This is a genomic window from Actinomycetospora lutea (genome assembly GCF_028737205.1).
GTDB lineage: Bacteria > Actinomycetota > Actinomycetes > Mycobacteriales > Pseudonocardiaceae > Actinomycetospora > Actinomycetospora lutea.
In genome coordinates, this window is sequence record NZ_JAQZAL010000031.1 from 42,231 (window position 1) to 66,081 (window position 23,851).

Sequence of the window (23,851 nt, forward strand, 5' to 3'; positions counted from 1 at the left end):
ACCCGGCGCGCCGCCCCGGATACCTCCCGAGTCAGCAGAACGCCGACGGCGTGCCGACCGCACCGGTCCAGACGTAGACGAGCAGGACCGCGCGGTCGTCGGTCCACATCCCGTGCGGCTGCCAGGGCGCGTGGTGGATCAGGGTCCCGGCCGGCTCGGGCGCCGGGGCCTCGTCGAGCCCGTGCACCCAGCGGATCGTCCCGGCCGGCAGGTAGAACTCCGCGGCCGGGTGGTGGTGCGGCGGGTAGCGCACGCCGGGCCCGAGCAGGACGAGCCCGGCCGCGACCTCCGGCGCTTCCGCGAGCGTGGCGTGCGCGTAGAGCCCGAGGAACGACGCGTCCGGCGGGGCGGCGACGTAGGCGGCCGTCTGGCCCCAGGCCGCGCCGGCGGCCAGCGGCCGCAGGACGTCGGCGAGCTGCTCGTCGACCTCCTGCGCGGCTCGCGCCAGCGCGTCGTCGAGGTGGGCCAGCACGGGCAACGACGATCCCGGTCCCCCCACCTCGGCGCGGTCCGGGAGCCCGTCGAGGACGCCGGCGGGCAGCGTCCCCACGAGCCGGCGCCGCAGCGCCGCGAACGCCGCCACGCTCGATCCCGCGCTCGATCCCGCGCTCGATCCAGCGCTCGATCCGGCGCTCAATCCAGCGCCCGCCGCACGAACCCCTGGATGCCGATCGCCCCGAAGATCCCGCACGCCGCGATCAGCGCGAGCAGGCACACCCACCACGCCAGGTGCGGCACCGACGGCGTCAGCGCGCCGCGCAGGCCCTCGGAGATGTAGGTGATCGGGTTGAGCGCGCAGATCACCTGGAACCAGCGCAGGTTCTCCAGCTGCAGGAACGGGAACTGCGTCGAGCCGGTGAACAGCAGCGGCGTGATCACCAGTGCGAACACGACGTTGATCTTCCGCGGCGACACGAGGGTGCCGATCACGAGGCCCGCCGCCCCGCCGGCCAGCGACCCGAGGACGAGCAGCAGCGCCGAGAACGGCAGGCCGGAGAGCTGCCAGTCGACGTTGCCGAGCACCAGGTAGCCGACCGGGATCATCACCAGCGAGCCGAACAGTCCCCGCGACGCCCCGAACACGATCTTCTCGACCGCGACCAGGCGCGTGGACAGCGGCGCGAGCAGCCGGTCCTCGATCTCCTTGGTGTACGAGAAGTCGATCACCAGCGGGATCGCCGTGGCCTGCACCGCCACGAAGAACGCGTTGAGCGCGAGCAGCCCGGGCAGCAGCAGCTGGGCGTACCCGGGCGTGACGTAGCCGAGCTGGCCCAGCACGACACCGAACACGAACAGCAGGAAGAACGGCTGCATCAGCACCTGGCTGATGAACGTGCCGAACTCCTTGCCGGTGACCGCGATGTCGCGGCCCAGCACCCCGAGGAACGCGCGGCCCTGGCCGGGGCCGACCCTCGTCGCCGTCGGCGCGCTCACCGCAATCCCCTCCCCGTCAGGTCGATGAACACGTCCTCCAGCGTCGGCTCGCCGAGCTCGACCTGGGACACCGTGGCGCCGGCGTCGGCGACCGCGCCGAGCACCGGGGCGAGCGCCGCGCCGGCCTCGCCGTCGGCGCGCACGCGCAGCTGGGTGGCGAGCTCGTCGGAGCGGTCCTCCACCCCGGCCACGCCGCGGACCTCCTTGATCCGCCCCTGCACGGTCGCGACGTCGGCGCCGGTGAGCACGAGGTCGATGGTCGCCTCGCCCGGCAGGCCGGCGACCAGCCCGGAGGGCGAGTCGAGCGCGAGCAGCCTGCCGTGGTCGACGATGCCCACCCGGTCGGCGAGCTTGGCCGCCTCGTCCATGTCGTGGGTGGTGAGCACGACCGTCACGCCGGACGCGGCCAGCTCGACCACGCGGTCGTGCACGAACAGGCGCGCCTGCGGGTCGAGCCCCGTCGAGGGTTCGTCGAGGAAGAGCACCTGCGGGGCGTGCATGAGGCCGCGGGCGATGATCAGCCGCTGGGCCTGGCCCCCGGAGAGCTCGTCGGGGTTGGTGGTCGCCTTGTCGAGCAGGCCCATGCGCTCGAGCAGCTCGTCGGCCAGCGCCTGGCGCTTCGCGCGCGGCACCCCGTGGTACGCGGCGTGCCAGACGAGGTTGCCGCGGGCGTCGAGCGAACGGTCGAGGTTGGGCCGCTGGGGCACGACGCCCAGCACGGCGCGCGCGCCCACCGGGTCTCCCGCGACGTCGATGCCGGCGACCGTCGCGCGCCCGGAGGTCTTGCGGACGCGCGTGGTCAGGATGCCGACCGTCGTGGTCTTGCCCGCGCCGTTGGGCCCGAGGAGCCCGAACACCTCTCCGCGGCGCACCGCGAAGCTCAACCCGTCGACGGCCGGCGTGGTGCTGCGCCCGTAGCGCTTCACCAGGTCGGCCACCTCGACCGCCGGCGCGGCCTCGTCGACGCCGTCCCCGGTCGACGGGCGCGTGGTGGTCTGCGTGCTCACCGATGGTCCTCCCCCGTGCGCCGAACCGTTCGGCGGACGCCATCGCGACGCTACGCCCGGGGTCCGACACCCCTCTTGTCGATTTCGGTGCTCGATGATCGCCACATCACGACGGTGCGACCTCGAGGAAGGTCGAGGTCAAGCTCCCGACGCCGGTACCGGCACGTGCACCAGCCGCGGCCCGGGCCCGGCGAACCCGCGCCGCACCGCCGCGCGCAGCTCGTCGACGGTGCCGACGCTCTCGGCCGGCACGCCGTAGGCCTGCGCGAGCGCGAGGTGGTCGACGGCGGGCAGGTCGAGCCCCGGCACCTTCGGCGTCTGCTCGCGCGAGGCGAACCACTTGAGGATCGCGTACTCCCGGTTGTCCAGGACGAGCACGGTGACCGGGACCTGCCACGACGCCGCCGTCGCGAGCGCCTGCACCGCGTACTGCAGCGAGCCGTCGCCGATCGCGGCGAGCACCGGGCGCGCCGGCTCGGCGAGCCCGACGCCCACCGCCGCGGCGAGCCCGAACCCGAGCCCGCCCGAGGCGGTGAAGTACGAGCTGCCCGGCCGCGTGATCGGCAGCCGTGCCTGCTGCGTCCCGCGGTGCGACGGCGCCTCGCTGACGAGCACGCCGTCCTGCGGCCACTCCTGCGCCAGGGTGCTGAAGACCTCCTCGGCCGTGAGCCGGCCCTCGCCCGCGGTCCGCGGCTCCCCGAGCGCGGCCCGCTGCGGCGCGGCCGCCCGGTCGGCGGGTCCCGGCCCGACGCGCTCGAGGAGCGCCCGCAGCGTGAGAGCCGGGTCGGCGACGACCGCGTCGCCCATCGGCGCGCGGGCGGCCTGGTCGGCGTCGGCGGTGACGTGCAGCAGGCGCGTGCCCTCGGGCAGGAAGGGGCCGGGCACGTAGGGGTAGTAGCGGAACACCGCCGCCCCGACCACGAGGACGACGTCGAAGGGCTCGAGCGCCTGCGCGAGCGGGGCGATCGCCATCGGCAGCGCGCCCTGGAACAGCGGGTGGTCGGTGGGGAAGCCGACGCGGCCCTCGACCGGCGGGGCGAACACCGCGGCGCCCGTGCGCTCCGCGAGCGCGACCGCGTCGTGGAACCCGCCGGTGGCGTCGACGTCGCCGCCGACGACCAGCGCGGGCGCGCGGGCGTCGTCGAGCGCCGCGACGATCGCGTCGAGCCCGACGGGGTCCGGGGCGGCCCGCTGGTGGACCCGACGGGCGACGAGGAGGTCGAGCGCCTCGGTGGTCGGGTCGAGCTCGGCGGACCAGTCGTCCATCGGGATCGACACGAACACGGGGCCCCACGGCGGGGTGGTCGCCGCGTGGATCGCGCGGGCCAGCACGGCGGGGACGTCCTGCGGCCGCGCCGGCTCGAGGGAGAGCTTCACCGCGGGGCGCGGCAGCACCGTCGCGTCCGGGTTGGTGAGCAGCGCCTCGAGGTTGAGCATGGGCCGGACCTGCTGGCCGGCGGTGACGACGAGGGGCGCGCCGTTGGCGGCCGCGTTGACCAGGGCCCCGACCGCGTTGCCCACGCCGGGCGCGGTGTGCAGGTTGACCAGCGCGGGGCGTCCGGAGGCCTGCGCGTAGCCGTCGGCCATGCCCACGACCGCGGCCTCCTGCAGGCCGAGCACGTAGCGGAAGTCGTCGGGGAGCTCGGAGAGCATCGGCAGCTCGGTGGACCCCGGGTTGCCGAACACGGTCGTCATGCCGTGGGCCCGGAACACCTCGAGCGAGGCCTCCCGGACCGTGGGTCCACTGGCCATGGCGCGTGTTCTCCCGTCCGTCGACACCGAGTCCGACGGACGTGTACCCCTCAGCGGGGACTGTGGAGCCGCGAGATGCGAATGACCACGTCCGGCAGGCCGTCGCCGTCGAACTCGCGCCGCATCTCCTCCGCACGGATGGTCGCCTCGACACCCTCGTACGGCCCGTGCGCGTCGAGCTCGCCGGTCTCCGGGTCGAACACCAGCACGACGTAGCCGTCGCACTCGTCCAGGTCCGCCGCCGCCGCGAGCAGAGCCGCCGATCGATCGTTCAGCACGCTGATCACCTCCACCTCGTGCATCGCCACCATGCGGCCCCGTGTGACACCTCGACGCGAAGTTGGCTCGTTCGGGTCACGAGGACCAGCCGTCGGCGTGTCGAGTCGCCACGCGTTCGGACCTGTTGATCGGGATCGTCCGGCAGCCCCGCCCGCGGATGGATACGGTGCGGTCTCGTGGCCGCTGACGCACCCGTTCCTGCCGGGAATCCGTCGAACGAGGTCGTGCCGTTCGTCCTCGACGTCCCCGAGGAGCAACTCACTGACCTGCGAGAACGCCTCCGCCGCGTCCGACTGCCGGAGCCGGCGACCGATCCCGGGCAGGGCATCGGGCTCGACGCGGTCACCGAGCTCTGCCGCGCGTGGCTCGAGGAGCACGACTGGCGCCGCGTCGAGGACGAGCTCAACCGGCGGGGTCAGTTCCGCACCGCGATCGCGGGTCTCGGTGTCCACTTCCTGCACGTTCGGTCACCTCGTAGTGACGCTTCGCCACTGCTCGTCACCCACGGGTGGCCCGGCTCGGTCGTCGAGTTCCTCGACGTCCTGGACGCCCTGACCGACCCCGGGGACGCCTCGCTGCCGGCCTTCCACGTCGTCGCGCCGTCGCTGCCCGGCTACGGGTTCAGCGACAAGCCGACCGAGGCCGGCTGGGGCGTGGACCGCATCGCCGACGCCTGGGCCGCGCTGATGACGCGCCTGGGCTACGACCGCTTCCTCGCCCAGGGCGGCGACTGGGGCGCCATGATCACCACGGCGCTCGCCGTCCGGCACCCCGACCGCGTCGCGATGATGCACACGACGATGCCCCGCGCCGCGCGCCCCGAGGGCTTCGACGACGCGCAGCTCGACGAGACCGAGCGGCGCTGGCTCGCCGAGACCGAGCAGTTCCGCAAGCTCGGGTCGGGTTACTCGGCCCAGCAGCGCACGCGGCCCCAGACGCTGGGCTACGGGCTCGTCGACTCCCCGGCCGGCCAGCTCGCGTGGATCGCCGAGAAGTTCGTCGCCTGGACCGACGGCGACGGCTTCGGCGGGGTGCCGCGCGACCGCGTGCTGGACAACGCGACGATCTACTGGCTCACCGGGTCGGGGGCGTCGTCGGCGCGCCTGTACTGGGAGAGCTTCGGCGGCGTCGACGTCACCGCGCCGGTCACCGTGCCCAGCGCCGTGTCCTACTTCCCCGCCGAGATGGTCAAGCTGCCCCGCGCCTGGGTCGAGGCGCGCTACACCGACCTGCGGCGCTGGAACGCCCTGCCCAGCGGCGGCCACTTCGCCTCGCTCGAGGTGCCCCGCGACTTCGTCGACGAGCTGCGCGCCGCCTTCGCGCTCACCCCCGCGATCACGGGATGACGACGATCTTGCCGACGTAGGCGGAGCGCGCGAACTCGTCCTGCCCGGCGTGGATGTCGGTCAGCGCGTACCGCCCGGCGATCCGCGGGCGGATCCGGCCGGCGAGGGCGTCGGCCACGAGCTCGGCGAAGTGGGCCGGGGTGTGCATCGACGAGCCGACGAGGGCGACGTTGTGCAGGTAGAGCCGGCGCAGGTCGAGGTCGACGGCGTGCCCGCCGATCGCCCCGGCGATCACCCAGCGGCCGCCGTCGCGGATGCGGTCGAGCAGGGCGGGCAGCAGCGGGCCGCCGACGACGTCGACGACGGCGTCGAGGGGGCCGCCGGCGGCGTGCGCGACGGCGTCGGCCAGAGCGCCCGGCTCCGCCCCGCGCAGCACCACCTCCGCCGCGCCGGCCTCCCGCAGCGCCTCCTCCTTGCCCGGGGCGGTGAGCGCCACGACCCGCGCGCCCCGGGCCGCCGCGAGCTGCACGGCCCCGAGCCCCACGCCGCCCGAGGCCCCGGTGACCAGCACCGTCTCGCCCGCCGCGATCCGCCCGCGCGCGAGCATCCCGGCGGCGGTGCCGTGGGCCACGGGCAGGCAGGCGAGCTCCTCGTCGGTGAGCGGCGAGGCGCCGACGTCGTGGGCGCGCGCGTCGGCGCACACGACGTACCGCGCGAACCCGCCGTCGGCCTCGCTGCCGAGCAGGCCGACCGGGCCGGCGTCGGGACCCTCGCCGTCGTAGAACGCCGGGTCCACGAGGACCCGCCGCCCCACCCGCGCCGGGTCGACGCCGTCGCCCACCGCGGCGATCTCGCCCGCGATGTCGCCACCCTGGATGCGGGGGAAGGCGATCGGACCCCGCCAGCCGGCGAGCGCGTCCGGGTCGCCGGGCAGCCCGTAGGCGCCGCGGCGGGTCCAGAGATCGGTGTTGTTCATCGCGGCCGCGGTGACGCGCACGAGCACCTCGCCCGCTGCGGGACGGGGCACCGGCACGCTCCGCAGCTCGAGCGCCTCCGGCCCACCGTGACGGGTGAGCACCGCGGCCGGCATCGCGTCCGGGATCGACATGGCTCCTCCGACCTCACAGGTCTGTGAACTCCAGCGCCCGCAGAGTATGTTCACAGACCGGTGAAGGCAAGGGAGGTCCGATGACGACGCTCACCCCCGGGGCCCGGCGCATCCTCGACGTCGCGGCGGAGCTCTTCTACGCGCACGGGATCCACGCGGTCGGGGTGGACACGATCGCCGCCGAGTCCGGCGTCACCAAGCGCACGCTCTACGACCGCTTCGGTTCCAAGGACGCCCTCGTCGCGACCTACCTGCGGGAACGCGACGAGCGCTGGCGCGCGCGGGTCAGCGCGGCCGTCGAGGCGCAGGACGACCCGGTCCGCCGCGCGCTGGCGCCGTTCGCGGTGCTCGAGGACTGGGTCGCCGAGGGCACGAGCCGCGGCTGCGCCTTCGTCAATGCCTTCGCCGAGCTCGACGACCCCGACCACCCCGCCCGGCCCGTCATCGACGACGAGAAACGCTGGCTGCGCGCGCTCTTCGCCACCGAGCTCGCGCGGGCCGGCCTCGCCGACCCGGACGGCCTGGCCCTGCAGCTGCTCGTGCTGCACGAGGGCGCGCTGGTGACGCACGCGGTCGCCGCCGCACCGGGCGCGCCGGCCGCGGCATGGGCGGCGGCCCGGTCCCTGGTGGACCGGGAGACGGAGCGCAGCGGAGCCCGACCCGTGTAGACGCGGCGATCAGCTGAGGCTGGCGACCGGGTCGGCGCGCGCGAGGGCCGGGTCGTCGGCGGCGAATGTGCGGGCCCGGCCGGGGCCGGTGCTCGCGGTCTCGAAGCGCACGGTGACCCGCCCGTGCCCGCTGCCCTGGACCCAGCCGTGGCCGTGCTCGGTGTGGGCGACGTCGTCACCGGTGCGCCACTCGCGGCTCGGCGGGGGCTCCGGCTCGGCATCCTGCACCTCGACCGTCGGCGCGGCCGCGACCGGCTCCGGCGTCCCCGGGAACAGCGCCTCCTGCACGGCGGAGGTCAGCCCGGAGAACGAGACGCCGACCAGACGTACGCCGGCGTCCGGGAGGGCCGCGACGGCGAGGCGCTGGGCGGTGTCGGTGAGGGTCGCGAGGTCGGTGGTGGCGTCGGGGTGGGTCTCGGCGCGGCTCGTGGTCCCGAACGACGCGCTGCGGATCTTCACGCTGACGGTGCGGGCGGCCCGGTGCGAGGCCACCAGGCGCCGGTGCGCGCCCTCGGCCAGCTCGGCGACCGCGGCGCGCACGGCGGTCATGTCCGAGAGGTCCTCGTCGAACGTGGTCTCCGCGCTGACCTGCTTGGCCTCGCCCCGCTCGACCAGCGGGCGGTCGTCGAGCCCGCGCGCGAGCCGGTGCAGCCCGGTGCCCACGGCGGTGCCGAGCAGCGCGGTGACGTCGGTGGCGTCCATGGCGGCGAGCGCGGCGACGGTCTCGACGCCGCTGCGGTGCAGGGTGGCCTCGGCGACCGGACCGATCCCCCACAGCGCGCGCACCGGCAGCGGGTCGAGCAGCGCCCGCTCGCCGCCCTGGGCCACCACGTGCACGCCGTCCGGCTTGGCGAGCCCGGAAGCGATCTTGGCGACCTGCTTGCCCGACCCCGCCCCCACCGACACCGCGAGCCCCGTGACCGCGCGGACCTCCGCCCGCAGCTTCTCGGCGAAGGCGCGCACGTCGTCGGCCTCGGCGTCGGCCAGCGCCTCGGGCTCGGCGAACGTCTCGTCGTAGGCGATCTGCTCGAGCACCGGCGCCCACGCGCGCACGACGCCGAAGAAGCGCTCGGAGAGCACGCGGTAGAGCGCCGTGCGCGGGGGCAGCGCCGTGGCGTGCGGGCACAGGCGGCGCGCCTGCCCCATCGGCATCGCCGAACGGGCGCCGGACACCTTCGCCTCGCCGCTCGCGCCGGCCACGATCCCGCGCGGGCCGAGGCCGCCGACGAGCACCGGGCGCCCGCGCAGCGTCGGGCGGGTCAGCTGCTCCGCGGACGCGAAGAACGAGTCGAGGTCGAGGTGCAGGACCCAGCGGGGCACGCGCTCAGGATGCCCCGAGCGCCCACAGCTCGTCCGGGTGCTCCAGCACCACGCGCGCCCCGGCGGCCCGCAGCGCCTCCGCCGGCGCACCGCCCCAGCCCACGCCGACCGGCACGAGGTCGTGCGCGAGCGCGGCGTGCAGGTCGACCGGGCTGTCGCCGAGCATCGGGGTGCCCGGCGCCGCCGCCGTGACGCCGAGCCCGAGCAGCGCCTCGCCGACCACCGCCTCCTTGCCGCCGAAGCCCCCGTCCACCCCGCGCCCGGCGACGCTGCCGAAGCAGCGCAGGACGCCGAGGTCGTCGAGGACGCGGCGCGCCACCGCGGTGCTCGCCGACGTCGCCACCGCCAGGTCGACCCCGCGGGCGCGCAGGGCCTCGACGAGCGCGACGACCCCCGGCGCCGGGCGCGTCGTGCCGGGGACCGTGAGCGTGCCGTCGAGGTCGAACACGACGGCGGGGAACGGGGCCACGAATCGTGAGTGTCTCAACGGTTGTGCGCGGGGACCGTGGGGGACCCGCGACCCATGGGTTACGACGTCACGCAGGTGCAGAAGTCGCTGGCCGGGTTCGACTACCCGGGAGGCCCCCAGGAGCTGGCCGAGCACGCGAGCTCGCAGGGCGCCGACCAGCAGCTCGTCGACACGATCAAGGGCCTCGACAAGGAGCAGTTCGACGGCCCGAACGCGGTCATGTCGAAGCTCGGCGAGGCCGGCGTCCTCGGCGGCAGCTGAGCCACGGCGCACGAACGGCGCCCTCGCTGCTCCGGAGCAGCGAGGGCGCCGTTCGTGTCCCCGGACGCGCCGGCCTCAGCGCGGCAGGGTCGGCACACCCCGCTTGACCATGTCCCGGGCGCCCTCGAGGGTCCCGTCGCCGACCCAGGTGTTCGGGTCGAGCTGGGAGAGGTTCCAGCCGCCCGGGCGCACGCGCGTGCCGTAGAGGAACGTGTCCTTGTTCTCGACCCACTGGACCTCGTAGTCGATCGGGTCCGGTCCCTGCGAGCTCCAGCGCCAGGCGGCACCCGATCCTCGCGACGTCTCGTGGAGCTCGACGCCGTCCACCTCGATGGCCATGCCCACCCCTTCCGGCCCCGGGTGAGCCGATCGGACCAGGAACCTACCGGCCGTCCGGGTCGACCAGCACGCCCGTCCGGCGGCAGCGCCGGGGCCCACCCCTCTCGGGTGAGAGCACCGACGATGCGCACGGCCTCGCGCCGGTGCGCGTCAGCGGCGTGGGCGGTCCAGCTCCACTGCGCGCATCCGGCGTGCAGGAGGTGGCAGACGACGGTGGCGGCGTGCTCGCGGGCGTCGGCGTGACCGATGCGGGACCCGCAGCGAACAGCGGGGAGTCCCGGGCCACAGGGCGCCCATGGGGACGTTCGCCACAGCGGCGGGCCCGTCGGTCCCGGCATGATGCTGCGTATGGCCACAGCAGAGCAGCCGACGGCCGGGTGGAGTGTCGAGCTCGACACGACCCCGGGACGCCGCCAGGCGCAGGAGGAGTTCCTCCTGCACCACGCCGACGGCACCGACGAGCGGATCACGCTGCACGACTACGCCCGGGTCTACGCCGTTCCCGGGCTCTACGAGGAGGTCGTGCAACGCCGCCTCGAGTGCGCGTCACCGGAGACGGTGGCCGCCGCCCTCGTCGAGGCCGCGGCCACCGAGGGACGCGACCCCGCCGACCTGCGCACCTTCGACCTCGGCGCCGGCAACGGCGTCGTCGGCGAGGAGCTGCGCGCGCGGGGCGTCACCGTCGTCGCGGGCGCCGACGGCATCCCCGAAGCCCGGGACGCCGCCCACCGCGACCGGCCCGGGCTCTACCGGCACTACCTCGTCGGGGAGCGTCTCGACGTCCACCAGGTCACGGCCATGGTCGGCGAGGAGGGCCTGACCGCGCTCGTCGCGGCGGGCGCCGTCGGCGAGGGGCACGTGCCCGTCGACTCGCTGGCGCACCTGTGGGACGCGTTCCCGCCCGGGTCGTTCCTCGCGCTGACCCTGGCCGGCGGCGAGCGCGACCACGACATCACCGACGTCGAGGCGATGCTCGAGGCGACCAGCGAGTCCGCCCACCGGACCCGCACGCTCGTGCGGCGCAGCTTCCGGCACCGCCGGAGCATGGCCGGCCACGACCTGACCTACCTCGTGCTCGTGGCCGTCAAGGACTAGCCGGCCCCACCGCGCACCAGCACCAGCCGGGGCCGGATCGACGGCGGCGTCACCGCCGGGCGGCTCGGCTGCGGGCCGGGGCGGGTGCCCTGGTGCGGGCTGCGGCGCGGGCGGCGGCGCGCGCCGCCGCCCAGGCCGACGAGGCCGACGAGGTCGTTGACGAGGTCGTCGGCGAGCTCCTCGGAGAGGACGCCACCACCGGAGTAGTCGTCGAGCACGTCGAGCCCGCGGCGCCAGGGCGCGCCACGGGCCGGTGCGTCGTCGTGCGCGCCGTGCTCGTCGCTGATCATCGTCGGCGACGTTAGCCCTGGTGACGCCGCGATCTCGCGCTCGATGAGCCCATGGAGTGACCACTCGACCGAGGCGGGATCGAGCCACGCCCCGACTCGGGATCACCTGTCCGGCGGCGTGTCGCCCCCGGCGTGGCGCGCGGCGGCCGGGTTCGGCAGGCGGTAACGGACGGGTGCGGCCTGCGTCCAGGTGGGCCACGATGATCCGGTGGAGAATCACACGACGCGACCCCACCACGTCGCCGTCGTCGGTTCCGGGCCGTCGGGGTTCTATGCCGCGGCCGCGTTGCTCGACGCGGAGCCAGACGTACGGGTGGACATGTTCGACCGGCTGGCCACGCCCTGGGGGCTGGTCCGCGCGGGGGTGGCCCCGGACCACCCGAAGATCAAGTCTGTGTCCGGCCAGTACGACAAGACCGCCGCCCGCGAGGGCTTCCGGTTCTTCGGGCACGTCTGCCTCGGCGAGGACATCTCCCGCGAGGAGCTCCTCGAACGCTACGACGCGATCATCTACGCGGTCGGCTCGCAGACCGAGCGCCGCCTGGGCATCCCCGGCGAGGACCTGCCCGGCAGCATCGCCTCGGTCGACTTCGTCGGTTGGTACAACGGCCACCCCGACTACGTCGACCTCGCCCCGCCGCTGGCCACCGAGCGCGCCGTGGTGATCGGCGCCGGCAACGTCGCCCTCGACGTCGCCCGCATGCTCCTGCTCCCCGAGGCCGACCTGCGCTCCACCGACACCGCCGACCACGCCCTCGACGCCCTCGTCGCCTCGAGCGTGCGCGAGGCGATCATCTGCGGGCGCCGCGGCCCGCGCGAGGCCGCGTTCACCACCACCGAGCTGCGCGAGCTGAACGACATCGAGGGCCTGGCCGTCGTCGCCGACCCCGAGCAGGTCCCCGCCGACATCGCCGACGACGACACGCTGCCCAAGGCCACCCGCCGCAACCTCGAGCTCCTGCGCGGGTTCGCCGAGAACGCGCCCGGCCCGGAGGCGGAGCACCGCATGGAGTTCCGCTTCTACCGCTCCCCGGTCGAGATCCGCGGCGACGGGCGCGTCGAGGAGATCGTGCTCGCGATCAACCGCCTCGAGACCGGCGACGACGGCCGCACCCGCGCGGTCGACACCGGCGAGCGCGAGACCGTCGCCACCGGCCTGGTGCTGCGCGCGGTCGGCTACCGCGGCCTGGCCCTGCCCGGCGTCCCGTTCGACGACGACACCGGCACCGTCCCGCACACCGAGGGCCGCATCGACGGTGAGGGCCACGACCGCGAGTACGTCGTCGGATGGATCAAGCGCGGCCCCAGCGGGATCATCGGCACCAACAAGAAGGACGCCAACGAGACCGTCCGCCACCTGGTCGCCGACCTCGCCGACCGCGAGCCCGTCGCCACCGACGCCGGGCACCACGACACCATCGAGACCTGGCTGCGCGACCGCTGCCCCGACCTCGTCGACCAGGCCGGCTGGCAGGCCATCGACGCCCACGAACGCGGCCGCGGCGAGACCCACGGCCGCCCGCGCGTCAAGGTCGTCGACCGCGAGGAGCTCCTCAAGCTCTCCCGCCCGTAGCCATGTGAGCGAACTTCGGGGCCATGGCCCCGAAGTTCGCTCACATCCGCCGGACGGCCGCACGTGACGGCCACCTCGGTGACCGCGACCACACCCCGCCCCGGGCGGACATGGTGTTACCGCTACCTTGGGTATCACTTACCGCAGGTAACGGTGACCCGAAGTCCGGCTTGGAGGAACCATGACGACCGCGGAGCAGAGCACGCACCGGGCGGACGTCGCGACACGGCTGCTCGACTCGTCCGACCAGCTCTCCTACGACCCCCTGCAGGAGGTCGACTGGGACGGTGAGGTCGACCCGCGCCACCACGGCGCCTCCCCGGAGTGGAGCACGCTCTACGGCACCGCCTACTGGGACGAGATGACCGCGGAGCAGCGCGCGGCGCTGACCCGCCAGGAGGCGGCGTCGGTCGCGAGCACCGGCATCTGGTTCGAGATGATCCTCCAGCAGATGATCATCCGGGACTTCTACGCGAAGGACCCGACCGACCCGGCCTTCCAGTGGGCGCTCACCGAGATCGCCGACGAGTGCCGGCACTCGATCATGTTCGCCCGGGGCGCGAAGAAGCTCGGCGCGCCCGCCTACCGGCCACCGCGCCACGTCATCGAGGGCGGGCGCGTCTTCAAGACCCTCGCGAAGGGCGAGGCCGCCTACGCCGCGATCCTCTTGGCCGAGGAGGTCCTCGACGTCATGCAGCGCGACTGGATGCGCGACGACCGCGTCGCCCCGTTCGCGCGCACGATCAACAACATCCACGTGGTCGAGGAGGCGCGCCACATGCGCTTCGCCCGCGAGGAGACCCTCGAGCGCCTGCAGGGAGCGAGCGCCGCCCGGCGCCAGTTCAACGCGCTGGTCGTCGCCGTCGCCGGCTACTTCATCGTCACGAGCATGTGGAGCGGCAAGGTCTACGAGAACGCGGGCCTCGACCCGGAGCGCGCCAGGCGCGAGGCGCGGCGCAACCAGAACCACCGCGCGCTGCTGCGCTCGAGCTGCGCCGGGCTCATGGAGTTCCTCGACACCGCCGGGCTGCTGACGCGCCCGGCCAAGGCGCTCTACCGCGCCGCGCACGTGCTGTAGGGCGCCGGCCGTGCCCTACGCGATCACCCAGCTGTGCTGCACGGACGCCTCGTGCGTCGCCGCGTGCCCGGTCAACTGCATCCACCCGACGCCCGACGAGCCCGACTTCGGGACGACGGACATGCTCTACGTCGACCCGCGGACCTGCATCGACTGCGGGGCTTGCGCGGAGGCGTGCCCCGTCGACGCGGTGCTGCCGGTGGAGACGCTGACCGGGCCGCTCGCCGACCACCCGGCGATCAACGCCGAGTACTTCGCCGGCACCGAGCCCGCCGCGCCGGCGGAGGGCTCGCCGCTGTTCCACGACTGGGGGCCGGTGCGGTTCGACCGGGTGCTCCCGGCCGACTTCCCGCGCCTCGACGTCGCCGTGGTCGGCAGCGGTCCGGCCGGGATGTACACGGTGCAGGACCTCCTGCTGCACACCACGGCGCGCGTGACGCTCTACGACCGGCTGCCGGTCACGGGCGGCCTCGTGCGGTTCGGCGTCGCGCCCGACCACGCCGACACCAAGCGCATCGGCGACTCGTTCGCCCGCTACCTCGACCACCACCGTCTCCGACTGCGCCTCGGCACCGAGGTCGGCCGGGACGTGGACGCCGGCGAGCTGGCGGCCCGCCACGACGCGGTGATCTACGCGGTGGGCGCGCCGACGTCGCGGACGCTGGGCGTTCCCGGCGAGGACCTGGCCGGTCACCTGCCCTCCACCACGGTCGTCGGCTGGTACAACGGCCACCCCGAGATCGCCGCGGACGCGGTACCCCTCGACACCGAGCGGGTCGCCGCGGTGGGCACCGGCAACGTCGCCCTGGACATCGCCCGCATCCTCGCCGCCGACCCGGACCGCCTGGCCGGCTCGGCGATCGCCCCGGGCGCGCTGGAGCGCCTGCGGGCGAGCCTGGTGCGCGAGGTGGTGCTGCTCGGGCGGCGCGGTCCGGAGCACGCCGCGTACACGCGCGGCGAGCTGCACGCGCTGCTGCGCCGCGACGACCTCGAGGTGGTCGTCGACGACCACGACCCGCGCGTCGGCGAGGCGATCGACGCGGCGGCGCCCGGCGAGCACGCCGCCCTGCTGCAGGGCGTGCCGCGGTCCTCCGAGGTACCGGCGGGTCCGAGGCGACGCGTCGTCCTGCGCTTCCACGCGCCCATCGAGGCCCTGCTCGGCGACGAGCGGGTGACGGCCGTGCGGGCCGGTGGCGTCGACCTGCCGGCCGGCCTGGTCGTGCGGGCGATCGGCCACCGGGGCCGGCCGACCGCCGGGCTCCCGTACGCCGAGGAGACCGGGACGATCCCGCACCACGCCGGGCGCGTGGACGGGCGCCCGGGCACCTACGTGGTCGGCTGGATCAAGCGCGGCCCCGGCGGCGGCATCGGCCGGAACCGCCGCGACGCCGCCGAGACCGTGGCATCGCTCATCGAGGACGGCAAGTACGGCGTCATCGGCGCCCGCCCCCGCCGCGGGGGCCTCCTGCGCCGCCTCACCTCCATGTGAGCGAAATTCCCGGCTATAGCCGGGAATTTCGCTCACGTACGACGGTCAGGCCACCGCGATCCGGCACTCGGCGACGGCTTCCGGTGTCGCGAGCACCGTGGAGACGTAGACGCCGACGTGGTGGCGGATCTCGGCGTCCAGGTCGCCGAGGCGGCGCAGGAACACGCCGCCGACCCCGCGGGTGCGGACGTCGGCGTCGATGTCCCCGGGCTGCACCGGGTCGACGTCGATCTCCACCGCGCCCGCGGCCGCGCGGCCGGCGAGGCCCACGCGCACCACGAGGTCGACCTCGGCCGGGATGCGCCGGGACCCGACCTCGACGGTGACGTCGAGCTCCACCGGGACGCACACCACGACGCGCGTGAGGCCGTCGCGCCACGCGGTCAGGCGTCCCACCGCGCCGTTCGCCGACGCGGTGGCCATGTCGTGCGGCCCGGCCGGCACCGGGCCGAACGACACCGTCGGGCCGATCAGCCCGGCGATGACGGCGACCGCGCGCTGCGGCGAGGCCACCGCCAGGACCGTGTCGAGGTCGAGCCCGTACGCGGCGGCCTCGCGCTCCGCGACGTCACGGCCCTCCTCGCCGAGGGCCGCCATCAGCCGGCCGTCTCGAGCTCGCCCGCCGACTCCACGGCGAACGGCGGCGTCGACGTGCCCGCGAGCCGGTACCGGCCCCAGGGGTCGACGTCGGAGAGCTCGCCCTCGGCCGCGCCGGCCGGGGAGGTGACGCGGGCCGGTCGCTTCCTGCCGTCCAGGGCCGCGTGCAGCTCCTCGTGGGCCGCGACGCGCCCGTACCAGTGGTACCGGCCGTCGAGGGGTTCGAAGTGTCCGACGAGGGTGACCACGACGGCGTACTCGACCTCGTCGACCACCAGGGTCGCCGGGCCGTGGTAGCCGTCCTCGTCGTGCTCGTGATCTGCGGGCGTGCCGTCGTGCTCGGGTGCTGCCACTGGCGTCATCGCTCCGGGCTCCTCACTGCTCGATCGGTACTACCGCCGGTGGCGGTGCGGCCACCGGCACGACCGGTCCCCGGCGTGGCCGTCGTGGCCGCCGGTCCCCGGTCGCTGCCCGCTCGGAGCTGGACCACCTTGTTGATCTCGAGCGGGACGTTGGGGTCGATCGTGACGCCGTGCTGGCGGGCGAAGCCGTCGATGGCCGCCCACACCAGCGTCGTCAGGTACTCGACGACGGACTCGCGGCTCATGGACTGCCGGTCGAGCCACCACTCCGCGGTGTTCTGGACGAAGCCGACCACGCCGTAGGCCCAGGGCTCCGCGGGCCCGGAGTCGAGACCGAAGGCGCGCAGGTAGTCGCCGAGCATCGCCGACAGCGCGGTCGCGATGATCTCCTTGTCCTCGCGCACCACGTCGGGGCCGCGACCGTCGATCGGCGTGTGCCGCGCCAGCACCCAGTACAGGTTCGGGTAGTCGTCGAGCGTCCCGAAGAAGGCGTCGATCGACTTGCGGATGCGCGGGAGCGGCGCCTCCTCGCTGTTGAGCGCGGGGATCAGCCGATCGAGCAGGATCTCCGTGGCGCGCTCGCCCATCGCCTCGACGAGGTCGGCCTTGTCGGAGAAGTGCCGGTAGAGCACGGGCTTGGTGACCCCCGCCTCGACCGCGACCTGCTCGATGCCGAAGTCCGGCCCGACGTCGGCGAGGACCCGCATCGCGGCCTCGACGAACTCGGCACGGCGCTGGGCCCGGTGCTTCTCCCAGCGTGTGCGACGCCCGTCACGCGAGGGGGCGTTCCCGGGGCGGTTCGGCTTGACATCGTCCGGCACGGGTCCGCACGCTACCACTGGTTACAGTTACCAGCGGTAAGACGTACACCAGGTGTGGGTTACCGGATGTACAGGACACACAGCGGCGACCGGGAGGACCCCCAGCCATGAGCGCGCCCACGGCGGAGCACCAGACGGCGAGCCGCCACGCAGCCGATCGTCATGCAACGGCCGAGCGTCTCCTCAGGTCGTCCGCGAAGAAGTCCTACGACCCGTCGGTCGACATCGACTGGGACGCCCCGCTGCCCACCGACAAGATCTGGGTGCCGGAGCACCGGGTGTCGCTCTACGGCACCGAGCTCTGGGAGCGCATGACCCCCGAGCAGCGCGTCGAGCTGGGCAAGCACGAGGCGTGCAGCGTCGCGTCGGTCGGCCTGTGGTTCGAGGTCCTGCTCATGCAGCGCCTGCTCAAGGACTTCTACGCCGAGGACCCGACCACGCCGCGGGCCCAGTACGCGCTCACCGAGGTCGCCGACGAGTGCCGGCACTCGCAGATGTTCGCCCGCATGGTGCGCACGGCGGGCGTCGAGCCCTACGGGCCGCAGGAGAAGATCCGCCAGCTCGGCAAGCTGTTCTCGGTGGTCAGCTGGGGTCCCGCGGCCTACGGCGCCATCCTCGTGGCCGAGGAGGTGCTCGACCGGCTGCAGCGCGAGCAGGCGAACGACGAGCGCATCCAGCCGCTGATGCGCCAGGTCAACCGCATCCACATCATGGAGGAGGCGCGCCACGTCTCCTTCGCCCGCGACGAGGTCACCCGCGGGATGGCGACGCTCTCGCGCGCCGAGAAGGCCTACCAGCGCTTCATCATCGCCTACATCTCGATGTTCGTGGTGCGCAGCCTGATCAACCCGAAGGTCTACGCGGCGGTCGGCATCGATCCCGCCGAGGGTCGCCGCGCCGCGCTGGGCAACCCCCACCACCACGAGATGTTCCGCTGGGCGGGCGAGAAGATCATGCCGTTCCTCGACGAGGCGGGGCTCGTCGGCCGTCCGGGCATGACCTGGTGGCGCAGGTCGTTCCTGCTGGAGGAGAGCTGAGGAAGGAGCCCGCCGTGGCGGAGCAGGTCGACCGGTTCACCACGCCCGACGGCACGCGGCTGCGGGTCGGCGACTCGGGCGACGGGCCCGGCCCCACCCTGGTGCTGGTGCACGGGTGGTCGCAGGACCTGCGGACCTGGGACCGGGTCGTCGACGACCTGCGCCGCACCGGCTTGACGACGCGCGTCGTGCGCTACGACCACCGCGGTCACGGCGGGTCCGACGACGCGGCCGAGGGCACCGCGACCATCGGCACCGCCGCCGACGACCTCGCCGCGCTCCTGCGCGAACGCGTCCCCGACGGCCCGCTCGTGCTCGCCGGCCACTCCATGGGCGGCATGACGCTCATGGCCCTCGCCGAACGGCACCCCGAGCTGGTGGCGCAGCGGGTCGTCGGGGTCGCGTTCGTGGCCACCGCGAGCGACGACATGGACCGCCTCGACCTCGGCCTGCCCGGTCGCCGCGGCCGGCTGGTCGCCCGCGGCGAGCACGTGCTCATCCCGCTGACCGCCCGGCTCGGCCACCGCGCGCCGGCCGGCGAGATCGGCGACGTCGGGCGCGCCGGTCGTGCCCGGCCGCGGGCGCGGGCGGCGGCGTTGTCCGGGATCGTCCGCGCGCTGGTGTTCGGCCGGCGCCCGCGGCGCGCCGACGTCCTCTCGGTCGCCGAGCAGGCGCTGGCCGCGCACCCGCCGAGCGTCGCGGCCTTCCGCCTCTCGATCGGCGAGCACCGGCGGCGCGGCGCCCTGGGCGCGCTGCAGGGGACCCCGACCGTCGTCCTGGTCGGCGACCACGACCGGCTCTGCCCGCAGCGCCACGCGCGCGCGATCGCCTCGTCGCTGCCCGACGCGCGGATCGTGCTGCTCCCGGGCGCCGGCCACATGATCAACCTGGAGCGGGCGGGCGAGGTCGCGGCGCACATCGCCGGGCTGCTCGACGTGCCCGCCCCCGTCACCGACGTCATCACCACCGAGGAGGGCGCCCGTGTCGGCGTCTGACCAGGTCCACGAGGTCCTCGTCGTCGGCTCCGGGTTCGCCGGGCTGGGCCAGCTGCTCGCGCTGCGCCGGGCCGGGATCACCGACGTCGTGCTGCTCGAGAAGGCCGACTCGCTGGGCGGCACCTGGCGCGACAACACCTATCCCGGCTGCGCGTGCGACATCCCGTCGCACATGTACTCGCTCTCGAGCGACCCGAACCCGGACTGGTCGCGCTCGTACTCGCCGCAGGCCGAGATCCGCGACTACCTCGAGCGCGTCGCCGACGAGCACGACCTGCGCCGCCACGTCCGCTTCGGCCAGGAGATGACCGGGACGACCTGGGACGAGGCGCGCCGGACCTGGACGGTGCACACCCGCGGCGGGCGCGACTGGACCGCGCGGTTCCTCGTCTTCGGGGTCGGCGCGTTGCACCTGCCGAGGACGCCCGACCTGCCCGGGGCCGCGGCGTTCGCCGGCCCGTCCTTCCACTCGGCGCAGTGGGACCACGACGTGGACCTGCGCGGCAAGAAGGTCGCGGTGATCGGCACCGGGGCCAGCGCGATCCAGTTCGTCCCGCGGATCGCCGGGGTCGCCGCGGAGGTGCAGCTCTACCAGCGCACGCCGGCGTGGGTGCTGCCCAAGGGCGACAAGCCGCTCTCGACCCGGCGCCGGGAGTTCTTCGCGCGCCACCCGCGGGCGCACCGCGCCTACCGGGCCGCGGTGTACGCGGCGCTCGAGTCGCGGGCGGTCGGCTTCAACACGAACCCCGCGCTGCTCAAGCCCGTCGAGCGGCTCGCGACCCAGCACATCAGGTCCTCGATCGACGACCCCGCGCTCGTCGCGAAGCTGACGCCGGACTACTCGATCGGCTGCAAGCGGATCCTCGTCTCGAACGACTACTACCCCGCCCTCGCCCGCCCCGACGTCGAGGTGATCACCGGCGGCGTGCGGGAGGTGCGCGGGTCGTCGATCGTCGACGGTGACGGCACCGAGCGCGACGCCGACGTGATCATCTATGGCACCGGCTTCCACGTCACTGACGCCTTCGACCGCCTCGAGATCACCGGCCGGGGCGGGCGGACGCTGCGGGAGGTCTGGGCCGCCGAGGGCATGGCGACGCATCTGGGGATGACGGTCGCCGACTTCCCCAACCTGTTCTTCCTGCTCGGGCCCAACACCGGGCTCGGGCACAACTCCGTGGTGTTCATGATCGAGTGCCAGACGCGCTACGTCGCGCAGGCGATCTCCACGGTGCACGCCACCGGCATGGGCGGGCTGGACGTGCGCGCCGAGGTGCAGCAGCGCTCCAACGCCGCGGTGCAGCGGCGCCTGGCGAAGGGCATCTGGACGCGCGGCGGGTGCACGAGCTGGTACCTCGACGCGGCGGGCGTGAACCGGACCATCTGGCCCGGGTTCACGGTGCGGTACTGGTGGGAGACGCGGCGCTTCGACCCGACCGACTTCGAGCTCTTCGGGCGGGCGGCCGACGCCTCCGACACCACCGAGGTCCCGGACACGCCCGCCGCCACGACCACCCCCGTCCCCGCGCCCGTCGGCTGACGGCCGGCCGACGGGCGGGGTGGTCGTCGGCGCAGCGGCTGGGACACCCGGAGCCGCCGAGCACGGTCGGCGTGTCGCGCGAGCGAGGATGTGGCGATCCTGGCGTCACATGCCAGCGATGCCGCATCGCTCGCACCCGGGGGGACACCTAGGGTCGGGGATGTGAAGCCGCCGCCGATGGGGGTCGCGCGTCCGGTGGTCGCCGCCGGCGCGGTGTTCCGCGACGACGAGGGGCGGGTGCTGCTCGTGCACCCGGTCTACAAGCCGGGGTGGGACGTGCCCGGCGGGATGGTCGAGGCCGGCGAGTCGCCGGCCGTCGCGTGCCGGCGCGAGATCGTCGAGGAGCTCGGGCTCGACCGGGTCCCCGGCCCGCTGCTCTCGGTGGACTGGACCCACGGCGACGGCCGGGACAAGCTCCTGTTCCTCTTCGACGGCGGCACGCTGGGCGACGACGAGCACCGCATCGTCCTGCAGCCCGAGGAGCTCGACCGCTGGGCGTGGGTGGCCACCGGCGACCTCGTCGACCACCTGCCCCCGCCGCTCGCCCGCCGGGTCGGCAGCACCGCCGCGGGCGCCGGGCCCTACCTCGAGCACGGGCTCGCGGTCACCCCCGACGTCGCCGGATGAGCCCCTCCTGGACGACGGAGGCCACGAGCACGCCGTCCTGGGTGTAGAAGCGCCCGCTCGCCAGACCGCGCCCGCCGCCCGCGCTCGGCGACTCCTGGACGTAGAGCAGCCACTCGTCGGCGCGGAACGGGCGGTGGAACCAGACGGCGTGGTCTAGGCTCGCGAGGCTGACCTCGCCGGACGCCGCACCCCCGAGGACGTGCGGGAACACCGCCGCCTCGAGCAGCGTCAGGTCGCTCGCGTAGGTCAGGACGCACACGTGCAGCAGCCGCCCGCCGGCCGATGCGGGGTCGGGCAGCTCGCCGTCGGCGCGGACCCAGACGCGGTTGGACGGGTCGCGGTCGGCGGTCTCGTCCCAGGGCGAGTGGTCGACGTAGCGGACGTCGAGCGGCCAGGTCAGCGCCCGGCCCGTGGTGGTGAAGGCCGGCTCGTCGCGCGGCACCGGGGGCATGTCGCGGCGGGGGAACCCGTCGGGCGCCGGGGTCTCGGGCATCGACGCCTGGTGCTCCACGCCCTCCTCGGGCCGCTGGAACGACGCCGACATCGTGAAGATCGTTTCGCCGTGCTGCACCGCCGTGACCCGGCGCGTGGTGAACGAGCGCCCGTCGCGGGTGCGGTCGACCTCGTACACGATCGGGGCGAACGGGTCCCCGGGCCGCAGGAAGTACCCGTGGAGCGAGTGCACGTCGCGGTCCTCGTCGACGGTGCGCCCCGCGGCCACCATCGCCTGGCCGGCCACCTGACCCCCGAAGACCCGCAGCAGGGACTCCCGAGGGCTGCGACCTCGGAAGATGTCGCGCTCGATGCGCTCGAGGTCGAGCACGTCGTCGACGAGCTCGCGCAGCGCCTGCCCCACGTCGCCTCCCAGCCTGGCCCGGATCGCCGGACATCGTCGCGCACGGACGGCGCAGCCCGCGCACGGGCGGACCGTGACCGTTCGCGCGCATGACCGTCGCCACATCGCGCCCCTCGATCGAGGGGCACGCGGCCGTCGCCGATCGACGTCCGGCCGACACACTGGACCGTTCGGGTTCACCGCACACCCCCTCCGAGGCCGTCGGCGCTGGTGGCATCGGCCGCGTCCGACCACCCACAGTCACAGCTCCCGCTCACTTCGATTCTCTGCGTAACCGCGCCGTGACCCCCTCGTTGAGACCCGTGGACGTCACCCCCGGGGCCGGTCGAGCCCGGAAGTGACCGCCGGGGGACGACTCCCGGAGTCCTTGCCCGCAGCAGGCGGGCGGACCTGAGTCGTCCCGCTCTCCCGACAAGCACTCCGAGGAGTTCATGTGATCAAGAAGCTGGGTGTCGTGACCGTGGGCGTGACCGCGGGTCTCATAGTCGCCGCGCCGTTCGCCTCCGCCACCGAGGGCGGCCACGGCCACGGCCACGACGGCGAGCACAAGAGCTCCGGCTCGTGCAACGTCACCGGCGGCTCGGCCGAGGCCAACGGCGGCATCGACGGCGACGCGTTCGCCGGCAACCTGCTCGCGCAGGCCCCGGTGGGTGGCGCGAACGCCCTGAACATCGTCTGCAACGACATCCTCAACGGCAACGCCAGCGGCAACAACGTCGCCGTCGACGTTCTCTGAGCCCACCGTTGCGACAGGGGTGTGCCGTCCTGCCGGGCGGCCCACCCTCGGCGGTCGGACCACCTGCCCGCCATCCGAACCACCACCTGAGCAGTACCGACGATTTCCTTGGGGGAACCATGTTCAAGAAGGCTGGCACGGTCGCCGTCGCCGTCACCGCAGGTCTGCTCGCCGCCGCGCCCTTCGCGTCGGCCGGCGAGGCCCACGGTGACGACCACGGGCACGGCCACGACCACAAGAAGAAGCACGAGAGCTCCGACTGCAACGTCACCGGCGGCTCAGCCGAGGCCAACGGCGGCATCGAGGGCGACGCGGTGCTGGGCAACGTCCTCGCGCAGGCGCCGGTCGGTGGGGCCAACATCGGCAACATCGTCTGCAACGACATCCTGAACGACAACCTCAGCGGCAACAACGTCGCCCTCGACGTGCTCTGAGGTCCTGACGACGTCCGTCCACGGACGTTCTCGAGAACTGCGCGAAGGCCCGGCCATCCGATCGGTGGCCGGGCCTTCGTGCGTCTCCGGGAATCGTTCCCGCCGTTCATTCCCCGTTCGAGCGCACATCTCCGCGAGGACGTGACCGACGTGGCGCTCCGTCGTTGCTCCGTTCGAGGCGGGATCAGCCGATCGGCCCCGCCACTGCTCCCCCGACACACATCTGGAGTCCTCGTGCTGAAGAAGCTGGGCGTCGTCACCGTCGGCGTCTCCGCCGGCCTGCTCGTCGCCGCGCCGTTCGCGTCCGCCTCCGAGTCGGGCCACGACTCCGACCACGGCGACCGCCACGGCAGCTCGGACTGCAACGTCACCGGCGGTTCGGCCGAGGCCAACGGCGG

At 74.3% G+C, this 23,851-nt stretch carries 27 protein-coding genes; 13 read left to right on the plus strand and 14 right to left on the minus strand.

Annotation, left to right across the window (positions count from 1 at the left end; translation table 11 throughout):
- Positions 1-31: 31 nt before the first annotated feature.
- From PHK61_RS26310 to PHK61_RS26330, 5 genes are all read right to left on the minus strand, one after another.
- On the minus strand, positions 32-583 hold the full coding sequence (locus PHK61_RS26310; RefSeq protein ID WP_274283985.1) for a dimethylsulfonioproprionate lyase family protein: 552 nt from the start codon (positions 581-583) through the stop codon (positions 32-34).
- A gap of 50 nt (positions 584-633) precedes the next feature.
- Positions 634-1,434: an ABC transporter permease gene (locus tag PHK61_RS26315; RefSeq protein ID WP_274283986.1), complete on the minus strand. Its 801-nt coding sequence runs from the start codon at positions 1,432-1,434 to the stop codon at positions 634-636.
- Positions 1,431-2,441: an ABC transporter ATP-binding protein gene (locus tag PHK61_RS26320; protein ID WP_274283987.1), complete on the minus strand. Its 1,011-nt coding sequence runs from the start codon at positions 2,439-2,441 to the stop codon at positions 1,431-1,433. The genes PHK61_RS26315 and PHK61_RS26320 overlap by 4 nt, the downstream gene beginning before the upstream one ends.
- A 138-nt stretch (positions 2,442-2,579) precedes the next feature.
- Positions 2,580-4,193, minus strand: coding sequence for a benzoylformate decarboxylase (gene mdlC, locus PHK61_RS26325; protein WP_274283988.1), 1,614 nt, complete (start codon positions 4,191-4,193; stop codon positions 2,580-2,582).
- Between the two features lie 50 nt (positions 4,194-4,243).
- A complete protein-coding gene (locus tag PHK61_RS26330) occupies positions 4,244-4,471 on the minus strand; it encodes a hypothetical protein (protein ID WP_274283989.1) in 228 nt (75 codons plus the stop codon).
- Between the two features lie 177 nt (positions 4,472-4,648).
- On the opposite strand from PHK61_RS26330, the gene PHK61_RS26335 reads away from it, so the two are divergent.
- Positions 4,649-5,818, plus strand: coding sequence for an epoxide hydrolase family protein (locus tag PHK61_RS26335; protein ID WP_274283990.1), 1,170 nt, complete (start codon positions 4,649-4,651; stop codon positions 5,816-5,818).
- On the opposite strand, the gene PHK61_RS26340 is transcribed toward PHK61_RS26335, so the two are convergent.
- Entirely contained in the window at positions 5,808-6,866 is a 1,059-nt protein-coding gene (locus PHK61_RS26340; RefSeq protein ID WP_274283991.1) for a zinc-binding dehydrogenase, read from the minus strand. The genes PHK61_RS26335 and PHK61_RS26340 overlap by 11 nt on opposite strands.
- Before the next feature lie 80 nt (positions 6,867-6,946).
- On the opposite strand from PHK61_RS26340, the gene PHK61_RS26345 reads away from it, so the two are divergent.
- Entirely contained in the window at positions 6,947-7,534 is a 588-nt protein-coding gene (locus PHK61_RS26345) for a TetR/AcrR family transcriptional regulator (RefSeq protein ID WP_274283992.1), read from the plus strand.
- Between the two features lie 9 nt (positions 7,535-7,543).
- Here the strand turns inward: PHK61_RS26345 and PHK61_RS26350 are convergent, their stop codons facing one another.
- Entirely contained in the window at positions 7,544-8,854 is a 1,311-nt protein-coding gene (locus PHK61_RS26350) for a DNA polymerase IV (RefSeq protein WP_274283993.1), read from the minus strand.
- A gap of 4 nt (positions 8,855-8,858) precedes the next feature.
- Positions 8,859-9,323 carry an HAD family hydrolase gene (locus PHK61_RS26355; RefSeq protein ID WP_274283994.1) on the minus strand — a complete coding sequence of 155 codons (465 nt, stop codon included), beginning with the start codon at positions 9,321-9,323 and terminating at the stop codon, positions 8,859-8,861.
- A gap of 54 nt (positions 9,324-9,377) precedes the next feature.
- On the opposite strand from PHK61_RS26355, the gene PHK61_RS26360 reads away from it, so the two are divergent.
- Entirely contained in the window at positions 9,378-9,584 is a 207-nt protein-coding gene (locus PHK61_RS26360) for a DUF2795 domain-containing protein (RefSeq protein ID WP_274283995.1), read from the plus strand.
- Positions 9,585-9,659: 75 nt separating this feature from the next.
- Here PHK61_RS26360 and PHK61_RS26365 read toward each other — a convergent pair whose 3' ends face one another.
- Entirely contained in the window at positions 9,660-9,923 is a 264-nt protein-coding gene (locus tag PHK61_RS26365) for a hypothetical protein (RefSeq protein ID WP_274283996.1), read from the minus strand.
- Between the two features lie 348 nt (positions 9,924-10,271).
- On the opposite strand from PHK61_RS26365, the gene PHK61_RS26370 reads away from it, so the two are divergent.
- A complete protein-coding gene (locus PHK61_RS26370) occupies positions 10,272-11,018 on the plus strand; it encodes a class I SAM-dependent methyltransferase (RefSeq protein WP_274283997.1) in 747 nt (248 codons plus the stop codon).
- On the opposite strand, the gene PHK61_RS26375 is transcribed toward PHK61_RS26370, so the two are convergent.
- Positions 11,015-11,308: a hypothetical protein gene (locus PHK61_RS26375; protein ID WP_274283998.1), complete on the minus strand. Its 294-nt coding sequence runs from the start codon at positions 11,306-11,308 to the stop codon at positions 11,015-11,017. The genes PHK61_RS26370 and PHK61_RS26375 overlap by 4 nt on opposite strands.
- A 208-nt stretch (positions 11,309-11,516) precedes the next feature.
- Between PHK61_RS26375 and PHK61_RS26380 the strand changes: the two genes are divergently transcribed.
- The 3 genes from PHK61_RS26380 (at position 11,517) to PHK61_RS26390 (ending at position 15,448) form a co-directional block, all read left to right on the plus strand.
- Positions 11,517-12,881: an FAD-dependent oxidoreductase gene (locus PHK61_RS26380; protein ID WP_274283999.1), complete on the plus strand. Its 1,365-nt coding sequence runs from the start codon at positions 11,517-11,519 to the stop codon at positions 12,879-12,881.
- A 181-nt stretch (positions 12,882-13,062) separates the two neighbouring features.
- Entirely contained in the window at positions 13,063-13,959 is an 897-nt protein-coding gene (locus PHK61_RS26385; RefSeq protein ID WP_274284000.1) for an AurF N-oxygenase family protein, read from the plus strand.
- 10 nt (positions 13,960-13,969) lie between these two features.
- Positions 13,970-15,448, plus strand: coding sequence for an FAD-dependent oxidoreductase (locus PHK61_RS26390; protein ID WP_274284001.1), 1,479 nt, complete (start codon positions 13,970-13,972; stop codon positions 15,446-15,448).
- 45 nt (positions 15,449-15,493) lie between these two features.
- On the opposite strand, the gene PHK61_RS26395 is transcribed toward PHK61_RS26390, so the two are convergent.
- From PHK61_RS26395 to PHK61_RS26405, 3 genes are read right to left on the minus strand one after another with little or no spacing between them, the layout of a single operon-like run.
- Positions 15,494-16,045, minus strand: coding sequence for a hypothetical protein (locus tag PHK61_RS26395; RefSeq protein ID WP_274284002.1), 552 nt, complete (start codon positions 16,043-16,045; stop codon positions 15,494-15,496).
- The gene (locus PHK61_RS26400) at positions 16,045-16,407 is read right to left on the minus strand and encodes a DUF4873 domain-containing protein (RefSeq protein ID WP_274284003.1); all 363 of its coding nucleotides are present in this window, start codon (positions 16,405-16,407) and stop codon (positions 16,045-16,047) included. Before PHK61_RS26400 ends, PHK61_RS26395 begins: the two co-directional genes overlap by 1 nt.
- Positions 16,404-17,228, minus strand: coding sequence for a TetR/AcrR family transcriptional regulator (locus PHK61_RS26405; protein WP_274284004.1), 825 nt, complete (start codon positions 17,226-17,228; stop codon positions 16,404-16,406). The genes PHK61_RS26400 and PHK61_RS26405 overlap by 4 nt, the downstream gene beginning before the upstream one ends.
- A 107-nt stretch (positions 17,229-17,335) precedes the next feature.
- Between PHK61_RS26405 and PHK61_RS26410 the strand changes: the two genes are divergently transcribed.
- From PHK61_RS26410 to PHK61_RS26425, 4 genes are all read left to right on the plus strand, one after another.
- Positions 17,336-18,265: an AurF N-oxygenase family protein gene (locus PHK61_RS26410; RefSeq protein WP_274284005.1), complete on the plus strand. Its 930-nt coding sequence runs from the start codon at positions 17,336-17,338 to the stop codon at positions 18,263-18,265.
- A 14-nt stretch (positions 18,266-18,279) separates the two neighbouring features.
- Positions 18,280-19,260, plus strand: coding sequence for an alpha/beta fold hydrolase (locus tag PHK61_RS26415; RefSeq protein WP_274284006.1), 981 nt, complete (start codon positions 18,280-18,282; stop codon positions 19,258-19,260).
- The gene (locus PHK61_RS26420; RefSeq protein WP_274284007.1) at positions 19,247-20,800 is read left to right on the plus strand and encodes a flavin-containing monooxygenase; all 1,554 of its coding nucleotides are present in this window, start codon (positions 19,247-19,249) and stop codon (positions 20,798-20,800) included. The genes PHK61_RS26415 and PHK61_RS26420 overlap by 14 nt, the downstream gene beginning before the upstream one ends.
- A 162-nt stretch (positions 20,801-20,962) precedes the next feature.
- A complete protein-coding gene (locus tag PHK61_RS26425; RefSeq protein WP_274284008.1) occupies positions 20,963-21,427 on the plus strand; it encodes an NUDIX domain-containing protein in 465 nt (154 codons plus the stop codon).
- On the opposite strand, the gene PHK61_RS26430 is transcribed toward PHK61_RS26425, so the two are convergent.
- Complete coding sequence (locus PHK61_RS26430; RefSeq protein WP_274284009.1) at positions 21,405-22,283, minus strand: acyl-CoA thioesterase; 879 nt, start codon at positions 22,281-22,283, stop codon at positions 21,405-21,407. The genes PHK61_RS26425 and PHK61_RS26430 overlap by 23 nt on opposite strands.
- A gap of 433 nt (positions 22,284-22,716) precedes the next feature.
- On the opposite strand from PHK61_RS26430, the gene PHK61_RS26435 reads away from it, so the two are divergent.
- Both PHK61_RS26435 and PHK61_RS26440 read left to right on the plus strand, forming a co-directional pair.
- Entirely contained in the window at positions 22,717-23,019 is a 303-nt protein-coding gene (locus PHK61_RS26435) for a hypothetical protein (RefSeq protein WP_274284010.1), read from the plus strand.
- A 119-nt stretch (positions 23,020-23,138) separates the two neighbouring features.
- Positions 23,139-23,453: a hypothetical protein gene (locus PHK61_RS26440; protein WP_274284011.1), complete on the plus strand. Its 315-nt coding sequence runs from the start codon at positions 23,139-23,141 to the stop codon at positions 23,451-23,453.
- The last annotated feature ends 398 nt before the right edge of the window (positions 23,454-23,851 follow it).